The following is an 18,746-nucleotide window of genomic DNA, read 5'->3' on the forward strand; positions in this document are numbered from 1 at the left end:
CGAGAGAGGTTCATGTCCATCGCCGACAAACTCGTCTTGCAGCGGCAGCGTCATCTGAAATGGCGGGCGCTGGACCGGCTTGAGCTGGTCCTGATGATCCTGTGCGGCGTGCTGTGCTTCGGCTTCTCGCTGTCGGTCACGGCCGACATCGTCACCCGCACCATCGGCCATCCCTGGCTGTGGCTGCAGGAAGTGACCTCGACGCTGTTCATCTACGCCATCTTCATTGGAGCTGCGGTGGCGACCCGCCGCAATGATCATCTTTATCTCACCGCGATTTCGGAGGCCATGCACGGCCGGTCGCGGCTGATCATCGAGGTCACGCTGCGCCTTGTCGTGCTCGCGGTCGCGGCCTGCCTGATCTGGTACGGCTACATCAATTATTTGCGCGGCTTCGGCAGCTTCCGCCTGCCGTCGGGCACGCCGATCGCCTCGCTTTATGCGATCATCCCGCTGTCGGGCATCCTGATCGCGCTATTCTCGATCGAGCAGCTCATCAACGGCCTCATCAACGGCTTCGATCATCCGGAGCCGCCGCAGGACGATCATGCAATCCCGCCTGTTACGACCGGATTCGAGCGGAGCTAGGCCGTGAGCGCGCCCTACATCCTGGCGCTGATGTCGTTCTGCTTCCTGTTCTTCGGCTATCTCGGCGTGCCCGTGCCATTCTCGCTGCTCGCCGGCGTCTTCGTCGGTGCGACGCTTGCCGACGTATCGCTCGCGGCGATCATCCAGAAGATCTTCGACGGCGTCGACTCCGAGGCGCTGCTTGCGATTCCCTTTTTCCTGCTGGTCGGCGAGCTCATGAGCTCCGCCAACGTGGTGGTGCGGATCGCCAACCTCTCGGTGTCGCTGGTCGGGCATATCAGGGGCGGGCTGTCGCAGGTCGTCGTTGTCTTCAGCATGTTCTTCTCGGAAATGTCGGGATCGACCACCGCCGACGTCGCGGTGATGAGCCGCGCGCTCGGCGGACCGATGCGGCGCGAGGGTTATGAATCCGCCTTCATCGCCGCGATCATTGCCTCGGCCTCGACCATCGCGGCGCTGGTGCCGCCGAGCATCACGGCCGTGGTCTATGGCGCGGTCGGCAATGTCTCGATCGCCGGGCTTTTCATGGCCGGCGTCGTGCCCGGCTTCATGATCGGCTTCGGGTTGATGATCTATTGCTATTTTTTCGGCCCCTCGGGCCTGCGCAAGCCGCGCGCCACCTTCAAGCAGGTCGCCTTTGCCACGGCCGATGCCGCGTTGCCTCTGATGATCCCCGTGATCCTGCTTGGCGGCATCCTGACCGGCTGGTTCACGCCGACGGAAGCGGGCGTCGTCGCGGTGGTCTGGATCATCGTCGTCGTGATCCCGGCGCTCAACCGCGGGCACCTGAAGAACATCCCATACGATTTCTGTCTCGCCGGGCTGATCTTCTCGCTGCCACTGATCACGATCGGCGCGGCGAACGCGTTCGGCTGGATGCTGGCTTATCTGCGCGGCGCCGCCGTTATCGCCGACTGGATCACCTCGATCGCCGGGAATAATCCGGAGCACATCATGCTGCTGATGGTGCTGCTTTTCACCGTGGTCGGCGATTTCATCGAGCCGGTCCCGACCATCATCATCTTCATGCCGCTGGTGAATGCGCTCACCCAGGCCGGCGACATCAACGGCGTGCATATGGGCGTGGTCCTGATCGCAACGCTCGCCTTCGGCCTGATCACGCCGCCCTATGGGCTGGTGCTCCTGATGGCCTCGAAATTCGTCGGCGTCAGTTTCGGCAAGGCGCTGCGCGCTGCGTTGCCGATCTATGTGGTGTTTCTGGTGACCATCACCTTCACCATCTACTTTCCGTCGGTCGTGCTGTGGCTGCCCAAGCACGTGATCCCGGAGTCCGTCGGCTGCTTCAAGTCGCCGGCGGGGGCAGGGTATATTTGTCCGAACTAAGCCCGTCGTTCCAGACCTCGCCGGGACGACTGCGGAGTAAGCGGCGGCTTCGCCGGGAAATCACTTCCCCTTGCTCAGGAACTTCTTCACAGCAAGCTTGAAATCTTCAGTGTGCATGCAGTCGATGATGGCATCGCGCTCGGCCTCGAGCTGCTGCTCGATCGGCGTGGTCGGCGCGCGGTGGATCAACTCCTTGGTGGCGGCAAGACCGGCGGGGGCGTTTTGTGCGAGGCGCAGCGCCAGCTCACGGGTGGCGGCCTTGAGCTCGACGGCCGGAACCACCTTGACCAACAGGCCCCAATCATAGGCCTGCTGCGCGCTAAAGCCGTCCTCGGCCAGGAAAATCTGCAGCGCGCGGCGGACACCGACGGCCGAGACCACGCCGACGGTGCCGCCGCCATCGGGTGAGACGCCGATCTTGGCATAGGCTGGCGTGAAGCGGGCATCCTCGGCGGCGATGCAGAGATCGGCGACAAAGGCGAGCGAAAGCCCGGCGCCGGCTGCGGAGCCGTGCACGCTTGAGAGCACAAGCTTGGGCATACGCCGCAAGGTGGCAATGAAGGCGTGATAGTGCTTCAACAATTCGCCGACCACGGGTGCAATAGTGTCGGCGGCTGCGGCCGCGCCGATGGTCTGCAGATCGCCGCCGGCGCAGAAGGCGCGGCCTTCGCCTTCGATCACCAGCACCTTGATGTCGTCGGACGCCTCGACATGGGCGCTGAGCTGCTCGAGCTTCTTGGCGATGGCAAGGTTGATGGAATTGAACGCCGCGGGGCGGTTCAGGGTGAGGATGGCGACCGCGCCGTCGATCCTGAGCAGTGCGGGATCGTCGGGCAGGGACGTGTTGGAGGGCGTCGTCATGGCAAAAAATCCCGGCAGGAGATTATCGCTGCAAATAGATCGCAGAAGGGGTGGGGTGACAATACCCTGGTGCTGCCCGCCCCCGCTCTTGCGCTCGTCCGAATTATCAGGCCAAATGGGGGCACCCCTTCGGTCGGGACGGACACGAGCGCCGCTCTGTCGGGCGAGGGTAGCCAGCCAAAATCAAGATGAGGAAACGACATGGGTAACTCCCGTACCGTTACAATTGGGCTGTCCCGATGACGCAAGGCTCTGTGGTGAAAGGACCCGTTCTGATCGTCGGCGCCGGGCATGCGGGCTTTCAGGTCGCGGCCTCCCTGCGCCAGCACGGCCTTGCCGAGCCCGTCGTCATCATCAATGACGAGGCGCATCTGCCCTATCAGCGGCCGCCTTTGTCCAAGGCCTACATCAAGGGTTCCGCAGGGCCCGAGAGTCTGTTCTTCAGGCCGGAGAAATTCTACGCGGATCAGAAGATCGAGCTGGTCTCCGACCGCGTGGTGGCGATCGATCGTGCCGCGCGCAAGCTGAAACTGGCCTCCGGCCGCGCGCTCGACTATGGCCATCTGGTGCTCGCCACTGGGGCCCGCAACCGTCTCATCGATTTGCCCAACGCCAACCTGCCCGACGTGAAATATCTGCGCATCCTCGACGAGAGCGAGGCGCTGCGCGCCTGCATCGGTTCGCACAGCCGTGTGATTGTCATCGGCGCGGGTTTCATCGGGCTCGAGTTTGCCGCGACCGCCCGGATCAAGGGGCTGGAGGTCGACGTGCTCGAGCTCGCAAACCGCGTGATGGCGCGCGCGGTGACCGCGGAGGTCTCAGAATATTTCCAGGAGCGGCATCGCGCCAGCGGCATCCGCATCCATCTCGGAGTGATGGCGACCGGCATCGAAGCATCAAACGGCAAGGTGACCGGCGTCAGCCTCAGCGACGGCCGGCATTTGCCAGCGGATCTTGTCGTGGTCGGCGTCGGCGTGCTGCCCAACGTCGAGCTTGCGGCGGAAGCAGGGCTTCCGGTCGCCTCCGGCATCATCGTCGACGAGCATCTCCTGACTGCCGATCCCGACATCTCGGCGATCGGCGACTGCGCGCTGTTTGCATCCCCGCGCTTCGGCGGCTCGCTGCGGCTGGAGTCGGTGCAGAACGCCACCGACCATGCGCGTTGCGTGGCGGCGCGTCTGACCGGCGACGACAAGCCTTACGATGGCCAGCCGTGGTTCTGGAGTGATCAGGGCGACGACAAGCTGCAGATCGCGGGCCTCACCACCGGTTACGACCGCGTGGTGATGCGTGGCGATCCCGCGCAGAAGTCGTTCTCCGCCTTCTGCTATCATGGCGACCGGCTGCTCGGCATCGAGTCGATCAACCGCGCCGGCGATCACATGTTCGGCCGCCGGCTGCTCGGAATGGACCGCTCGATCACGCCCGAGCAGGCGGCAGATCACGGGTTCGATCTGAAGAAGGCGCTGGCGTAGTTCTACCCATCCTAGTGGATCTGGCCCTCCGAACGGAGAGCTTCGCTCACCTCGTCGGGCTCCGGCATCGACGGCGCCGCGCCCATCCGTTGCACGCAGATCGACGCGGCCGCGTTCGCGTAGATCAGGGCGTCGTGCAGCGTGGCCCCGCTTGCGAACTGGGCGGCCAGCGCGCCTACGAAGCAATCGCCAGCGCCAGTGGTGTCGACTGCCTTCACCTTGCGGCCGGCAACGAAATGATGCTCGTCGCCCGCCAGCGCGAGCACGCCACGGCTGCCGAGCGTCACGCAAATGACCTTGGCCCGACCTGCATCAAGAGCCTTAGCCGCAGCGGCGACACGGGCGATGTCGTCGTTCTCACGAAGCCTGGTGTTCGCAAGCAAGCCGAGCTCGGTTTCGTTGAGCACAAGGATGTCGACGAGATCGAGCAGCTCCTTGTCGCAAGCCCGCGCCGGTGCCGGGTTGAGGATCGTGAGCGCGCCGGCCGCGCGGGCCCTTTCGAAGAACGCTTTGATCGCGGGCAGGGGAATTTCGAACTGGCTGACCGCGACGTCGCCTTTCGCCAAGGCGGGCTGCGTCACGTCTTCAGGGCTCACCAGACCATTCGCGCCCGGAATGACAACAATGGTGTTGTCAGCATTGGCGAGTGTGATGATCGCCGTTCCCGTATGTGCATCGGCGGTGTCCGTAACGAGACTAAGATCGACGCCCTCGCCATCGAGAAAGGCCCGCAGCTCCGTCGCGAATGAATCGGTGCCGAGTCGCCCGATCAGCGCCGTGCTCGCGCCGAGCTTGGCGGCTGCGACCGCCTGGTTGGCGCCCTTGCCGCCGGGGAAATACAGCACCTCTCTCCCCGCGACGGTCTCGCCGACCTGTGGATGGCGCTCCGCCGTCGCCACCACATCCATGTTGATGCTGCCGGCGACGAAGACGCGCCCCATGGCTCGACCTAAGAGTTAGACGTTGACCTCGAATTCTTGCCGGACTTTTTCGATGTCGGCAAGCGCCGGCAGGCCGGCCTCGTTGCCGAGCCGCTGGATCTTGTAGGTCGAGGCGGCGCGGGCGAAATCGAAATGCTCGTGCCAGCTTTTGCTGGGATTGGCCAAGTACGAATAGATGTAGGCGCCGTGATAGACGTCGCCAGCGCCGTTGGTGTCGATCACCCGCTCGCGCGGAATGGGCAGCGCGGGCATCGAGTGCACCGCGCCGGTCTCGTCGTACCAGAGCAGGCCCTTCTCGCCCATGGTGATGCCGCCGATCCGGCAGCCGCGGCTCTTCAGGTACTCGATCATCTTGTCCGGCGTCAGGTCCATCTGCTCGCACAGCCGCTCGGCGACGATGGCGACATCGATGAACTGCAGCAGCTCATGGGTGTTGGTGCGCAGGCCGCCGCCGTCGAGCGAGGTCAAGATGCCGTCCTCGCGGCAGAGTTTTGCGTAGTGGATCGCAGCATCCGGCTGATGGCCGTCGACATGCAGCGCGCGGCAGCCGCCGAGATTGAGCAGCGGGAACGGATGGATATGGGCGTCATCGCGGCAGCGCACGATGGCGCGCTTGCCGTCCTTGGGCATGATGAAGGACAGCGAGGACGAGTTCACTTTCCGCGGGTGAACCGAGATTGCGTATTTCGCGCTCATGTCCTGGAACATGCGCCCGAGCCAGTCATTGGCGACGGTCGCGATCAGGTCCGGCACAATGCCAAGCTTGGCGCAACAGAATGCTGCGGTCACCGCGTTGCCGCCGAAGGAGACCGCATAGGCGTCGGCCACATGCTTTTCGTCCCCGGTCGGCAGATGGTCGGTGATGAAGGTTACGTCGATATAGGTCTGTCCGATGAAGAGGGCCTGCATAGCTATCCGTCTTGGCTCGAGTGGTCCCGGCCGGCGCAGCCAGATTAGCACCGGTTAACGCGGATAATCGCTGAAATTATTCGCAAAATATGCTTCCCGGCACGCTTGAGCCAAGAGAGGCTTGAGTTGGGACCCGTCCCCGGGGCATCGTCGGGCGCCCGGATGGCTCCACAACGTTGCGCCCGGGTTGAGGTTCCGAGGCGATCAGGGGAGGCATCGCAGATGATCACAGGGCTTGATCACATCGTGGTCGTGGTCGAGGACATCAAGGCCGGCACTGCGGCCTACGAGACGTTGCTCGGCCGCGCGCCGTCCTGGCAGAACAGCGATGATGGCGCTGATCGGGTGCTGTTCACGCTCGACAACATGAGCCTGGAGCTGATGGCGCCGCATGGTTTCAGCGTGCCCGCCGATCGCATCCGCGAGGTGATCAAGGCCTCCGGCGAGGGGCTCGCCAGTCTGTGCTTCGGAACGCGCGATCTCGCCAAAATGCATCGGCGGCTCGACCGCGTCGCGCTCCAGCCAGAGCCGATCGCAGCGGTCGAGAGTAGCGATTCGGCCAGCGGTGCCGTGCTGCATTGGAAGCGCACCCGTGCGGCGACTGATCTTACCCGCGGCGTGCGGATGTTCTTTCTCGAGCTAGACCGGGAGCGTCCGCGCTCGGCCGCGAAGGCGACGACGCCGGTGCTCGGGCTCGACCATGTCGTGGTCTCGACGGAAGACCCCGAGCGGGCCGCGGCGCTCTATGGGGCGCGGCTCGGCCTCGACATGGCGCTCGACCGCACCCACCAGGACTGGGGACAGCTGATGTTCTTCCGCTGCGGCGATCTCATCGTCGAGGTGGTGCGACGGCCGGGCGCGACAGGGGACCGGCTGCACGACAAGCTCTGGGGCCTGAGCTGGCGCGTCGCTGATATCGAGGCGGTGCGGGCGCGGCTGGTCGCTTCCGGCATCGATGTCTCCGAGGTGCGCACCGGCCGCAAGCCGGGCACGCGGGTGATGAGCGTGCGCTCCGGCACCTGCGGCATCCACACGCTGTTCCTGGAGCGGACGGCACGGGAGGCTGCGTAGCTCTCTGGCCTCAAGCCGCGCGGGCATGCTACATCCGACGACCGACCAACGTGGGCGACTGTTTTGGCAAAGGCAAAGCGAAGTTTGAGATGGCAGCGCGACCCCGAGGGCATGCGGCTTCGCATCCTCGAGGCCGCCAAGCAGGAGTTCGCCAATCACGGGCTGGCCGGCGCCCGCGTCGACCGCATCGCCGCCAATGCCGACGCCAACAAGCGCATGCTTTACTATCATGTCGGCAACAAGGAGGACCTGTATCTCGCGGTCCTCGAAGGCGCCTATGAAAAGATCCGCGCCGAGGAGCGCGAGCTCGATCTCGAGCATCTCGACCCGCCGGAGGCGATCGGGCGCCTGATCGAGTTCACCTGGAATTATTTCCTGCGCAACCCGGAATTCCTGGCGCTGCTCAACACCGAGAACCTTGCGCGCGCAAAACATCTGAAGCGCTCGACCAAGGTCAAGTCGATGCACTCGCCCTTTGTCGAGATGATCCGCACCGTGGTGAACCGTGGCGTGGCGAGCGGCGATTTTCAGGTCGCGGTCGATCCCGTCCAGCTCTACATTTCCATCGCCGCGCTCGCCTTCTTTTATCTCTCCAATAGCGCCACCCTGAGCGTGATCTTCGGCCGCGACCTGTTGTCCCAGGATGCGAAGGACGAGCGGCTCGACCACATGGTCGGCCTCGTGCTCGCCGCTCTCACCGGAAAATCCTCCGCCATCTTCGGGCGGACCAAGCCGGCGAAGAGGCGTGTGCAGCTCGCGCAGACGGTTTGAATCCGACCTCCTGTGATATCGGCAAAAGCCGTGAGCGGTGACACCGGAAGGTGCTTTTGCCGCAGCTCAACTGGCAAAGCTCGGGCAAATTCCGTCGCGAGAACGCAGTGACGTGTCGAGTTCCCCGCGTATCGATCCGTCCTCCTCCGCCCTGGAACCTTAGCCGATGCGACAATGCGGCATGGGGCTCTGTATCTGCAGGGGGACAGCCAGGTTTGACAAGTATTTATCCAACGGGTTAATTTCGCGTCCGCAACGAAGAAACGACAAGCCGGGAGTGTGACGCGTGGCGGAGGCGAAGGTCGAGAGCATGGTGACCAAGGCGCTGAATGCAGCCTGGGTGCGGCCGTTCCTGTTCCTGATCTTCATCGTGGTGGCCTGGGATTTCGCGATCCGCATCTTCAAGATTCCCGCCTACCAGATCCCTGCGCCCGCCGATGTGGTCGCCGTGTTATTCAACGACTGGCCGGAGCTGCTGCGCCAGGCGTGGCCGACCACCTATGCGACCATCCTTGGCTTCCTCCTGTCGGCCGCCTTCGGCATTCCCGTGGCCATGCTGATCGCGGGCTCCCGCACGATCGAGAGCTACATCTATCCGCTGCTGGTGTTCTCGCAGTCGGTGCCGAAGGTCGCGATCGCGCCACTGTTCGTGGTCTGGTTCGGCTTCGGTATCATTCCCAAAGTGATCGCCGCGTTCCTGCTCGGATTCTTCCCCGTCGTCGTCTCTGCTGTGCAGGGCTTCAAGTCGGTCGATCTCGACATGATCGATCTCGCGCGCGCCATGCAGGGTAGCCGGTTCCAGGTGTTCTGCGCCGTCAACCTGCCGCATGCGATGCCCGCAATCTTTTCAGGACTGAAGGTCTCGGTGACGCTTGCCGTGGTCGGCGCCGTGGTCGGCGAGTTCGTCGGGTCAAATTCCGGCCTTGGTTATGTCATGCAGCGCTCGATCGGCACCTTCGACCTGCCGACGATGTTCGCGGCGCTGGTGATCCTGGCGCTGCTCGGCGTCATCCTGTTCTGGATCGTTGACCGCATCGAGCGGCTGGTGATCCCCTGGCACGTCAGCCGGCGCGAAGAGATCGTCTTCGCCTCGTGAAGCATCAACAACACGGCCCGCACGGGCTCAATCAATACGCATGGGAGGACGGTAAATGAAGAAATGGATGGCCGCGGCCGCTATGGCCGCAAGCATTGTGGGCCTTTCGACCGCGCCGGCAGTGGCCGCGGACAAGGTCGTGCTGATGCTCAACTGGTACGTCTATGGTGAGCACGCACCATTCTATTACGGCAAGGCCAAGGGCATCTATGCCGCCGAAGGGATCGACCTCGAGATCCAGGAAGGCCGCGGCTCGGCCGCGACCACGCAAGCCGTGGCCGCCAAGACTGCCGATTTCGGCTATGTCGACGTGCCCACCATGATGCGCGCAGCGGTGAAGGGTGCACCGGTCCTGGCAACCGGCGTGCTGCTGCAGACCAGTCCGATGTCGGTGATGGGCTTTGCGGACAAGAACATCAGGAAGCCCGAGGATATCAAGGGCAAGACGGTCGCGATCACGCCGGCCGATTCCATGACCCAGATCTGGCCGCTGTTCCTGAAGAAGACCGGCCTGAAGGAAAGTGACTTCAATACTGTCGCCGGCGACGGCCAGACCAAGCTCAATGCCGTGATCAACGGCCAGGCCGATCTCTTGCTCGGCTATGTCATGGATCAGTCCATGAAGATCAAGGATGCGACGGGCAAGGACGTCTATCCGATCAAGTTCGCCGACTATGGTATCAACATGGTCTCCTCGGGCCTGATCGCCAACACCGACTACGTCAAGTCGCACCCCGATCTCGTCAAACGTTTCATGTCGGCGACAACCAAGGCAGTCGAAGCTGCCGAGAAGGACCCCAAGGCCGCTGCCCAGTCCATCCTCGATGCCAACCCGAAGGGCGGCAAGATCGACACGCTGACCCAGGGGTTTGAGTTGACCATCCCGCTCTACCGCACGCCGGAGACGAAGACCAAGCGGCCGTTCCAGGTCACCGACCAGAACATGACCGACTCGGTCAACCTCATGGTCGAGTATGGCGGGCTTGACGCCAAGGCCAAGGAGAACCCGAAGGCGTTCTACACCAATGATTACCTGCCCAAAGGCGACTCCTGACGGGATTTCCCGAATGCAACCCGTGACGAAAGTGACTGCCGATCAACCGGGCGCCCATTTGCGCCTGGTGAGCGATCGTACCGATACCGGCAAGCCCGGCATCAAGCTCAAGGGCGTGTCAAAGACCTATCGCTCCCGCGATGGCGACGTGCCGTCGCTGCAGCCGCTCGACTTCCACATCAATCAGGGTGAGTTCTTCGTCGTGGTCGGCCCCTCCGGCTGCGGCAAGTCCACGCTCCTGAAAATGATCTCGGGCCTGTTGCCGCCCTCGACCGGCGAGATCCTGGTCGAGGGCGAGCAGGTGACCAAGCCGCATGGCAATGTCGGCATCGTGTTCCAGAACGCGCTGCTGCTGCCCTGGCGCTCCATCCTCTCCAACGTCATGCTGCCGATCGACATGAAGCGGCTGCCGCGCGCGAAATATCTCGCGCGTGCGCAACAGCTCCTGAAGCTGGTCGGGCTCGAGGGGTTTGAGAAGAAGCTGCCCTGGCAGCTTTCCGGCGGCATGCAGCAGCGGGCCTCGATCTGCCGCGCGCTGGTGCATGACCCCAAGATCATGCTGATGGACGAGCCGTTCGGCGCACTGGATGCGATGACGCGCGAGCGGATGAATGTGGAACTGAGCCGCATCCAGCGCGAGACCGGCAAGACGGTGCTTCTGATTACCCATTCGATCCCCGAGGCCGTGTTCCTCGCCGACCGCGTGCTGGTCATGACCGAGCGACCCGGCGCGATCGCCGCTATCTATGACGTGCCGCTGCCGCGGCCGCGCTCGCTCGACGTGATGGCCGATCCGATCTTCACCGAACTCGTGCAGCGCATCCGCAAACACTTCTTCACGCAAGGCGCGCTCGACTAGCGCGCCGGACAATGACCATGCCGCTTCATCTCGCGTTACGCGATCTCGCCCTGTTCGAACGCCCCGTGCCTTTCGCGCGGCCGTTCCGCTTTGGCGTCGCGACGATGAGCGAGGCGTCGCAGGCTTTCGTGCGGGTCGAGATCGAGGTCGAAGGCAAGGGCCGCGCGGTCGGCGCCAGCGCCGAATTGTTGGCGCCGAAATGGTTCGACAAGCGGGCGCAATTGACGCCCGAGGCCACGGCCGATGAGCTCAGGCGGTCGCTGACGATCGCGCGCGAACTCTATCTCGGCCAATCCGGCATGCGGACGGCCTTTGCGCTGCATGCGGCCTGCATCAAGGCCCAATATGAGGCCTGCGCGAGGGAGGACATCCCGCCGCTCGCAGCGGGTTTCGGCCCGGCCGAGATCGACAAGGCGATCCTGGATGCGCTGTTGCGCGCGAGCGGTCTCAATGTCTTCGACGGCATGGCGGAAAATATCGCCGGCATCGACGCGCGGCTGTCGCAGGATTTATCGGCTGAGGATATCGCCTGGTTCCTCGCGGGTCGCCGTCGGCTGCAGCGGGTCGCGGTGCGTCACACCGTTGGCCTGGACGATGTGATCGAAGGCGAGGGCGGCGTCGCCGATGCTCGCGAAAATTCCGGGGCGCGCTACTTCAAGCTCAAGCTCGGCGGCAACCCGGACAGCGACGCGGCGCGGCTGGTCGCAATCGGCGAGGAACTTGCGCGGCTGCCTTATGACTACAAGGTCACCCTCGACGCGAACGAGCAATATGCCGACCTGAGAGCACTTAGCGAGCTGACCGCGCGGCTGGATCGCGACGCCGCGCTGCGGCCGATCGCGAGAAAGCTGCTTTATCTCGAACAGCCGATGCCGCGAGATATCACGCGTCAGGCGCCGCTTGAGGCTCTCGCCATCCGTGATTTCATCATCGACGAGGCCGATGATTCCTATGACGCGTTTCCGGCGGCGCGGGCGCTCGGCTATCGCGGCATCTCCTCCAAATCCTGCAAGGGCCTCTACAAGTCGATCATCAACGCGGTGCGTGCCGTGAAATGGAGCCGCGACGGCCAAAAATTCTTCGTCTCTGGCGAGGACCTCACCTGTCAGGCGGGGCTCGCCGTGCAGCAGGACCTCGCGCTCGGCGCGCTGATCGGCATCACCCATGCCGAGCGCAACGGCCATCACTATGTCGGCGGCTTCGCCGAGACCCCGCGTGAGGAGGCGGAAGCATTCCTCACCGCGCATCCAGATCTCTATCAAAACGAAGGCGGCAAGATCCGCCTCGCCATTCACGACGGCGATCTCCTGACGGAATCGCTGACCGCAAAAGGCTTTGCGACATCGGTTCATCCGGACTGGCAGGCGCTGACGCCGCTGAGTTGCGCAAAGCCAACGACCCCGCAGGAGCAAACGATATGACGACAAGACGCCTCGGCCTGATCATGAACGGCGTGACCGGCCGCATGGGGCTGAACCAGCATCTGATCCGCTCCATCGTCGCGATCCGCGACCAGGGCGGCGTCAGGCTTGCGAATGGCGATCGCGTGATGCCCGATCCGATCCTGGTCGGCCGCAATGCCGACAAGGTGGAGCGGCTGGCAAAGCAGTTCAAGATCGAGCGCTGGACCACCGATCTCGACAAGGCACTGGCCGACAAGAACGACAGCGTGTTCTTCGATGCCGCGACCACACAGGCGCGCCCCGGCCTGCTGACCCAGGCGATCAAGGCCGGCAAGCATGTCTACTGCGAGAAGCCGATCGCGACCTCCTTCGAGGAAGCACTTGCCGTGGTCAGGCTCGCCAACGCCAAGGGCCTCAAGCACGGCACGGTGCAGGACAAGCTGTTCCTGCCGGGATTGAAGAAGCTCGCCTTCCTGCGCGACTCCGGCTTCTTCGGCCGCATGCTCTCGGTGCGCGGCGAGTTCGGCTATTGGGTGTTCGAAGGCGGCTGGCAGGAGGCGCAGCGGCCGTCCTGGAATTACCGCGCCGAGGACGGCGGCGGCATCATCCTCGACATGGTCTGCCACTGGCGCTACGTGCTCGATAATCTGTTCGGTGAGGTGGAGAGCGTGAGCTGCATCGGCAACACCGATATTCCCGAGCGCTACGACGAAGCCGGCAAGAAGTACAAGGCGACCGCCGATGACTCGGCTTACGCGACCTTCCTGCTGAAGGGCGGCGTCATCGCGCACATCAACATGTCCTGGGTGACGCGGGTCTATCGCGACGACCTCGTGACGTTCCAGGTCGACGGCACGCTGGGCTCGGCGGTTGCCGGACTAACCGACTGCATGATCCAGGCGCGCCAGGCGACGCCACGGCCGGTGTGGAATCCGGACGAGAAACGCCTGCATGACTTCTATGCCGATTGGCAGAAGATGCCGGACAATGCCGTCTACGATAACGGCTTCAAGGAGCAGTGGGAGATGTTCATCCGCCATGTCTGCGAGGACGCGCCTTACAAATACACCCTGTTGGAGGGCGCCAAGGGCGTGCAACTCGCCGAATGCGCGCTGCAGAGCTGGAAGGAACGCCGCTTCGTCGAAGTCGCGCCGATCAGGCTGTAGCAGGTAAGGGGAGCAGAGCCATGAACAAGCCGGTGCTGCCGATATCGTCGCTGTCATTGAGGCTGCCGAAGGCCGATGGCTCCATCGAGACCTATCGCCTGGCAGCGTCGCGGAGCTTTCCCGCCAAGCTCGAGGGCACGCTCAACCGCGTCGCATTTTCTGCGGCGCATACGGTTGCGAACCCGCTGGCCGATGTCGATCCGTGGCTATCGGCCGCGGTCGACTGGGACAAGACCATTGCCTTCCGTGAGCATGTCTGGGACTTGGGTCTGGGCGTAGCCGAAGCCATGGACACGGCGCAGCGTGGCATGGGGCTGGACTGGCCGACCTCGCTGGAATTGATCACGCGCTCGGTGCGCGCCGCCAAGGCGCGGGGCAACGCGCTGATGTTTTCCGGCGCGGGTACCGATCACCTCGCGGTGGAAGATGCGAAAAGCCTCGATGACGTGATCCGTGCCTATGAGGAGCAGATCGCGGCCGTTGAAAAAGTGGGCGGCCGCATCATTCTGATGGCCTCGCGCGCGCTGGCAAAGCTCGGCCGCAACCCAGAGGATTATGCCAAGGTCTATGACCGCGTGCTGTCGCAGGTCCGCGAGCCCGTGATCATTCACTGGCTCGGCGACATGTTCGATCCGGCCCTGAACGGCTATTGGGGGACGGCCGATCTCGACAAGGCGATGGATACCGCGGTCGCCATCATCAACGGCAATGCGGCCAAGGTCGATGGCGTGAAGGTATCGCTGCTCGACAAGCAACGCGAGATCGACATGCGCCGCCGGCTCGACAAGCGGGTCAAGATGTACACCGGCGACGATTTCAACTACGCGGAGCTGATCGCCGGCGACGGGCAGGGCTTTTCGCACGCGCTGCTCGGCATCTTCGATGCAATCGCGCCCGCCGCATCCTATGCGCTGTCGCGGCTCGCCGCCGGCGACGAGGCCGGCTTCCATGACGTGCTGGGGCCGACGGTGCCGCTGTCGCGCCACATCTTCAAGGCGCCGACGCGCTTCTACAAGACCGGCGTGGTGTTCATGGCCTATCTCAACGGCCACCAGGATCATTTCACGATGGTCGGCGGCCAGGAGAGCGCGCGTTCGACCCTGCATCTGGCGGAGCTGTTTCGCCTCGCCGACAAGGCCGGTCTGTTGGCCAACCCGGAACTTGCGACGCAACGCATGAAAGCGGTGCTGACGCTTCGCGGGATCGAGGCGTGATGCGCGACTTCTCTGCCGATCACCGCTGGCTGTCGCTCAACACGGCGACCGTCCGCAAACAAGGCGACCTTGTCGCTATCATCGAGGGCTGCGGGCGTCATGACATTCGCGCCATCGATCCCTGGCGCGATCAGGTCGCAGCGGTCGGACTGGATCGCGCCGTGCGTGCGGTGCGCGATGCGGGACTCGAGCTGTCGGGCTATTGCCGTGGCGGCATGTTCACCTCCGACGCCGCACGGCGCACCGAGGTGCGCGACGACAATCGCCGCTGCGTCGACGAAGCCAAGGCGCTCGGCGCGTCCTGCATCGTGCTGGTGGCCGGCGGCCTGCCGCAATATTCTCGGCCGGGCAGTGCTGTGTCGAAGGACATCGTGGCCGCACGTGCGCAGGTCGACGATGCTCTCGCCGAGATGCTCGATTATGCAAGACAGGCGAAGTTGCCGCTGGCGATCGAGCCCCTGCATCCGGCCTATGCAGCCGACCGCGCCTGTGTGAACACGACCAAACAGGCGCTCGACATCTGCGACCGGCTTGATCCGGAGCGAACCGGCGCGCTCGGCGTCGCGCTCGACGTCTATCACATCTGGTGGGACCCGGACTTAGCGGGGCAGATCGCGCGCGCCGGCCGCGATCGCCTGCTCGCGTTCCACGTCTGCGACTGGCTGGTGCCGACCAGGGACATTCTCAACGACCGCGGCATGATGGGCGACGGCGTCATCGATATCCGCGCGGTCCGTGGCGCGGTCGAGGCGCAAGGCTATGCCGGCTATTCCGAGATCGAGATATTCTCCGACGACTGGTGGGAGAAGCCGATGGACGACGTCCTGCGCACCTGCATCGAGCGGCACCGGACTGTGGTGTGAGGCAGATCCGGCTCTTTCTGGTCGTGGCCGGAAAGCAGCCGTTCTGGGAGTGCGACTGAGGACGAAGCGGTTTTCCGCGCCCATCATAAATTAGAGTCCCGCGTTGGCTTCGCCCTAGCTGGATGCGCCACGCCGTGATGGCCTTCCCATGCAGGGCTCGAAGATCCGCAAAGAGAAGCGAACAGAGTCTCGACTACAACCGTAACGACTCTCCTACGCTACTGAAATGCAAGCGCAAGAAACGCGGAATACGTTGTAGATATCTTCTCGCGTGGGGCATTGCTACGAGTTGAGCCAGCCCATCTCCAAGCAAGTCGCGGCTATCGTGATTCCGGTTGCCTTCCTCTCGGATTCAACAGCAGTCCGACGTGTCCTGTCCGATTGCAGTGTGATGTTGGAAGACGGAGATCGGCCTGTCCCTTCAGCGGATCACCGGCGTCATCGGCCTGATAAAGGGGGAGTCTTGAAACTTTTTCGGTCATTCATCCGGGTCGGCAGCTTGCGTGTCGTGGACGCAGCGGGTCGCGTCCATACCTTTGGAGAGCCAGGACGGCCAGCCGCGGTGGTTCGCCTGAACTCAAGATGGCTGCACTATTCGTTGGCTTTCAATCCGGGCATGTCGATCGCGAAGGCCTATATGGACGGCACACTTACGATCGAGGAAGGTACGTTTTATGATTTTTTCGAGGTCCTGGGCCGCAATGCTGGCCGGAGCAGCCTACACACGGACGTAGGTCAGAATCCGCTACTAGCAGCTGCTGCGGGCGTCATCGACTGGCTAAGGGGGGCCGGTTCGATGGCGATGTCGCGGAAGAACGTCAAGCTCCATTACGATCTATCCTCCCGGCTCTATGATCTGTTCCTTGATTGCGACCGGCAATATTCCTGCGCCTACTTTCGTTCGCATGGTGATGCGCTGGAGGCCGCCCAGGTCAATAAGGTCCGGCACATTATGGCTAAGCTGCTGCTGGAACGGCCTGGAATGAAAGTTCTCGACATAGGCTCTGGCTGGGGAGGCCTCGCTCTCTACATCGCACGCCACGCTGGCGCTGACGTCACCGGGATCACTCTCAGCACCGAGCAGCTGACAATGAGCCGCGATCGCGCTAAACAGGCAGAACTTGCGACGCGAGTCCATTTCGAATTGCGCGACTATCGACATGAGACAGGACGTTACGATCGGGTCGTAACGGTGGGCATGCTCGAGCACGTCGGCCGCCGAAACTATGTGAGATATTTCGACAAGATCGGTAGTCTGCTGAAACCAGACGGCGTGGCTCTAGTGCACTCGGTCGCCAGCCGCGGGATGCCAGGGCCGATCAACCCGTTCATCGAAAAATACATCTTTCCCGGGGCATACTTGCCATCGCTGTCAGAGGTCTTCGCTGCCGCAGAGCGGGCCGGCCTGATCGTTACAGACGTCGAAATCCTACGGCTTCACTATGCTGAGACCCTTCGGCATTGGCGACAGCGGTTCATGGCGCATCTCGACGAAGCGCGTGCGCTGTACGGCGAGCGATTCTGCCGCATGTGGGAGGCGTATTCGGCGATGTGCGAGGTCGGGTTCCGTCACCTGAACCTGATCGTCTTCCAAATGCAGTTAGCGAAGCAGCATGCAGCAGTTCCCGTCACGCGCGACTACATGTTCGAGGCCGAGCGAAATGAGGGGCCAATTTTAAGGGCCATATAGAACGAAGCGAATCCTCTTCGTCGTCCCGACCAAGCGAACGAAGTGAGCGTCGAGCGGGGCCCGTACTGCGGAATCTGTCGTTTGGAAAAGATTGATCGAAGCGCGGCCGCCAAAACGACCGCTTCGGGTTATGGGTCCCGGTACGCGCTTCGCTTGGCCGGGACGACAACGGGATCATCGCGTCACACAAGGCACGCTCAAGAATCCACGAAACCGCACCCGGCCGCCGCGCACGGGCTCGCCGTGGAGCGCGTAGTTCGGAAAGCGCGCCAGAAATCGAGAGATCGCGATCGCCCCCTCCAGCCGCGCCAGCGCCATGCCGGCGCATTGGTGCGCGCCGGTGGCGAAGGCGAGATGCCGGTTGGGCGTGCGCGCGATGTCAAAAGCCTCGGGATCAAGGAATTGCGCGGGATCGCGGTTGGCTGCGCCGATGCAGAGCGTGATCGGCGTGCCGGCTGCCATCATGACGCCGCCAAGCTCGATGCGTTCGGTGGTCATGCGGTTGCCGAGCTGGTTGGAGCTTTCATAGCGCAGCATCTCCTCGATCGCGGACTTGATGAGCTCGGGCGTCTCCAGCAACCGCTGCTTCTGCGCCGGATGGTTGCGCAGCGCCACGAGACCGTTGCCGATCAGGTTGCTGGTGGTCTCGTGGCCCGCATTGAGCAGGAAGATGCAATTGTGCAGCAGCTCCTTCTCATCGAGGCGCTCGCCATTGGCTTCGCCCTGGATCAGCCGCGTCAGCACGTCGCGCTCCGGATTGCCGGGCGTGGCGCGGCGGCGCTCAACCAGTGTTTCCAGATAGGCGAGGAAATCCGCAACCGCCTTGTTGCCACGCGCAAAGGCCTCGGGCGAGATCACCGGCTCCAGCGCGCCCAGGATCGCCAGCGACCAGTCGCGCAGCGACTCGCGCTCGTCATGCGGCACGTCGAGCAAATTGCCGATCACCTCGACCGGAATCGCGGACGCGAAGTCCCCAACCAGCTCGAAATTGCCCTTGGCTTCGATCGCATCCAGGAGCCGGTCGACCAGCGCGATCAGTGCCGGTTCCATTTCCGCGATCGCGCGCGGCGACAGCGCGCCCATGATCAGCCGCCGCACGCGGGTGTGCGCCGGCGGATCGTTGAAGACCAGGCTCGTCGTGTGATGCTCGTAGAGCAGGGAGTTGCCGTATTTCGGCGCGAACTCCTTCTTCTTGTCGGAGGAGAACGCCTTGGTGTTCTTGTAAGCAGCAACGAGGTCGTCATACCGCGTCAGGAAATAGGAGCCGTTCGGCATGCGCCTGACCGGCTCGTTCTCCCGCAGTGCACGATAAGTCGGGTAGGGATTGATATAAAATTCCGGCGTCAGCTTCTCCAGATCGAAGCTGGCCGCCAGTTCGCGTGCATTTTCATCCATCCCATGCTCTCTCTTGCCGCGCTCTCGTTCTCTTGCCGCTTTCTCG

The 18,746-nt window shown here is 63.4% G+C and carries 17 protein-coding genes; 13 read left to right on the forward strand and 4 right to left on the reverse strand.

The genetic code is table 11. The annotated features are described in order from the left end of the window. Nucleotides 1-12: 12 nt before the first annotated feature. Nucleotides 13-588 (forward strand): TRAP transporter small permease, encoded by a 576-nt coding sequence (locus tag A3AI_RS0135055; RefSeq protein WP_024520012.1) that lies wholly within the window; start codon nucleotides 13-15, stop codon nucleotides 586-588. Nucleotides 589-591: 3 nt separating this feature from the next. Continuing rightward, nucleotides 592-1,932 (forward strand): TRAP transporter large permease, encoded by a 1,341-nt coding sequence (locus tag A3AI_RS0135060; RefSeq protein ID WP_024520013.1) that lies wholly within the window; start codon nucleotides 592-594, stop codon nucleotides 1,930-1,932. 60 nt (nucleotides 1,933-1,992) lie between these two features. On the opposite strand, the gene A3AI_RS0135065 is transcribed toward A3AI_RS0135060, so the two are convergent. Beyond that, on the reverse strand, nucleotides 1,993-2,793 hold the full coding sequence (locus A3AI_RS0135065) for an enoyl-CoA hydratase/isomerase family protein (protein ID WP_036050753.1): 801 nt from the start codon (nucleotides 2,791-2,793) through the stop codon (nucleotides 1,993-1,995). Between the two features lie 239 nt (nucleotides 2,794-3,032). Between A3AI_RS0135065 and A3AI_RS0135070 the strand changes: the two genes are divergently transcribed. Further along, a complete protein-coding gene (locus tag A3AI_RS0135070; protein WP_024520015.1) occupies nucleotides 3,033-4,268 on the forward strand; it encodes an NAD(P)/FAD-dependent oxidoreductase in 1,236 nt (411 codons plus the stop codon). A gap of 11 nt (nucleotides 4,269-4,279) precedes the next feature. Here the strand turns inward: A3AI_RS0135070 and rbsK are convergent, their stop codons facing one another. Then, nucleotides 4,280-5,209 carry a ribokinase gene (rbsK, locus tag A3AI_RS0135075; RefSeq protein ID WP_024520016.1) on the reverse strand — a complete coding sequence of 310 codons (930 nt, stop codon included), beginning with the start codon at nucleotides 5,207-5,209 and terminating at the stop codon, nucleotides 4,280-4,282. Nucleotides 5,210-5,224: 15 nt separating this feature from the next. Then, complete coding sequence (locus tag A3AI_RS0135080) at nucleotides 5,225-6,118, reverse strand: sugar kinase (RefSeq protein ID WP_024520017.1); 894 nt, start codon at nucleotides 6,116-6,118, stop codon at nucleotides 5,225-5,227. 222 nt (nucleotides 6,119-6,340) lie between these two features. Between A3AI_RS0135080 and A3AI_RS0135085 the strand changes: the two genes are divergently transcribed. The 10 genes from A3AI_RS0135085 (at nucleotide 6,341) to A3AI_RS0135130 (ending at nucleotide 17,305) form a co-directional block, all read left to right on the forward strand. Continuing rightward, complete coding sequence (locus tag A3AI_RS0135085) at nucleotides 6,341-7,189, forward strand: VOC family protein (protein ID WP_024520018.1); 849 nt, start codon at nucleotides 6,341-6,343, stop codon at nucleotides 7,187-7,189. 63 nt (nucleotides 7,190-7,252) lie between these two features. Next, complete coding sequence (locus A3AI_RS0135090) at nucleotides 7,253-7,960, forward strand: TetR/AcrR family transcriptional regulator (protein ID WP_245287025.1); 708 nt, start codon at nucleotides 7,253-7,255, stop codon at nucleotides 7,958-7,960. A gap of 286 nt (nucleotides 7,961-8,246) precedes the next feature. Beyond that, nucleotides 8,247-9,056: an ABC transporter permease gene (locus tag A3AI_RS0135095; protein ID WP_024520020.1), complete on the forward strand. Its 810-nt coding sequence runs from the start codon at nucleotides 8,247-8,249 to the stop codon at nucleotides 9,054-9,056. Nucleotides 9,057-9,111: 55 nt separating this feature from the next. Beyond that, entirely contained in the window at nucleotides 9,112-10,110 is a 999-nt protein-coding gene (locus tag A3AI_RS0135100; protein ID WP_024520021.1) for an ABC transporter substrate-binding protein, read from the forward strand. A gap of 13 nt (nucleotides 10,111-10,123) precedes the next feature. Then, the gene (locus A3AI_RS0135105; protein ID WP_024520022.1) at nucleotides 10,124-10,969 is read left to right on the forward strand and encodes an ABC transporter ATP-binding protein; all 846 of its coding nucleotides are present in this window, start codon (nucleotides 10,124-10,126) and stop codon (nucleotides 10,967-10,969) included. 17 nt (nucleotides 10,970-10,986) lie between these two features. Continuing rightward, the gene (locus tag A3AI_RS0135110) at nucleotides 10,987-12,390 is read left to right on the forward strand and encodes an enolase-like domain-containing protein (protein WP_024520023.1); all 1,404 of its coding nucleotides are present in this window, start codon (nucleotides 10,987-10,989) and stop codon (nucleotides 12,388-12,390) included. After that, a complete protein-coding gene (locus A3AI_RS0135115; RefSeq protein ID WP_024520024.1) occupies nucleotides 12,387-13,538 on the forward strand; it encodes a Gfo/Idh/MocA family protein in 1,152 nt (383 codons plus the stop codon). The genes A3AI_RS0135110 and A3AI_RS0135115 overlap by 4 nt, the downstream gene beginning before the upstream one ends. Nucleotides 13,539-13,558: 20 nt before the next feature. Continuing rightward, nucleotides 13,559-14,752, forward strand: coding sequence for a dihydrodipicolinate synthase family protein (locus tag A3AI_RS0135120; RefSeq protein WP_024520025.1), 1,194 nt, complete (start codon nucleotides 13,559-13,561; stop codon nucleotides 14,750-14,752). Continuing rightward, the gene (locus tag A3AI_RS0135125; protein ID WP_024520026.1) at nucleotides 14,752-15,615 is read left to right on the forward strand and encodes a sugar phosphate isomerase/epimerase family protein; all 864 of its coding nucleotides are present in this window, start codon (nucleotides 14,752-14,754) and stop codon (nucleotides 15,613-15,615) included. Before A3AI_RS0135120 ends, A3AI_RS0135125 begins: the two co-directional genes overlap by 1 nt. A gap of 562 nt (nucleotides 15,616-16,177) precedes the next feature. Further along, a complete protein-coding gene (locus tag A3AI_RS0135130) occupies nucleotides 16,178-17,305 on the forward strand; it encodes an SAM-dependent methyltransferase (RefSeq protein WP_245287026.1) in 1,128 nt (375 codons plus the stop codon). 174 nt (nucleotides 17,306-17,479) lie between these two features. On the opposite strand, the gene A3AI_RS0135135 is transcribed toward A3AI_RS0135130, so the two are convergent. Continuing rightward, the gene (locus A3AI_RS0135135) at nucleotides 17,480-18,700 is read right to left on the reverse strand and encodes a cytochrome P450 (RefSeq protein ID WP_024520028.1); all 1,221 of its coding nucleotides are present in this window, start codon (nucleotides 18,698-18,700) and stop codon (nucleotides 17,480-17,482) included. Nucleotides 18,701-18,746 lie beyond the last annotated feature (46 nt).

The organism is Bradyrhizobium sp. Tv2a-2 (genome assembly GCF_000472425.1).
In the GTDB taxonomy this organism is placed as follows: Bacteria; Pseudomonadota; Alphaproteobacteria; order Rhizobiales; family Xanthobacteraceae; genus Bradyrhizobium.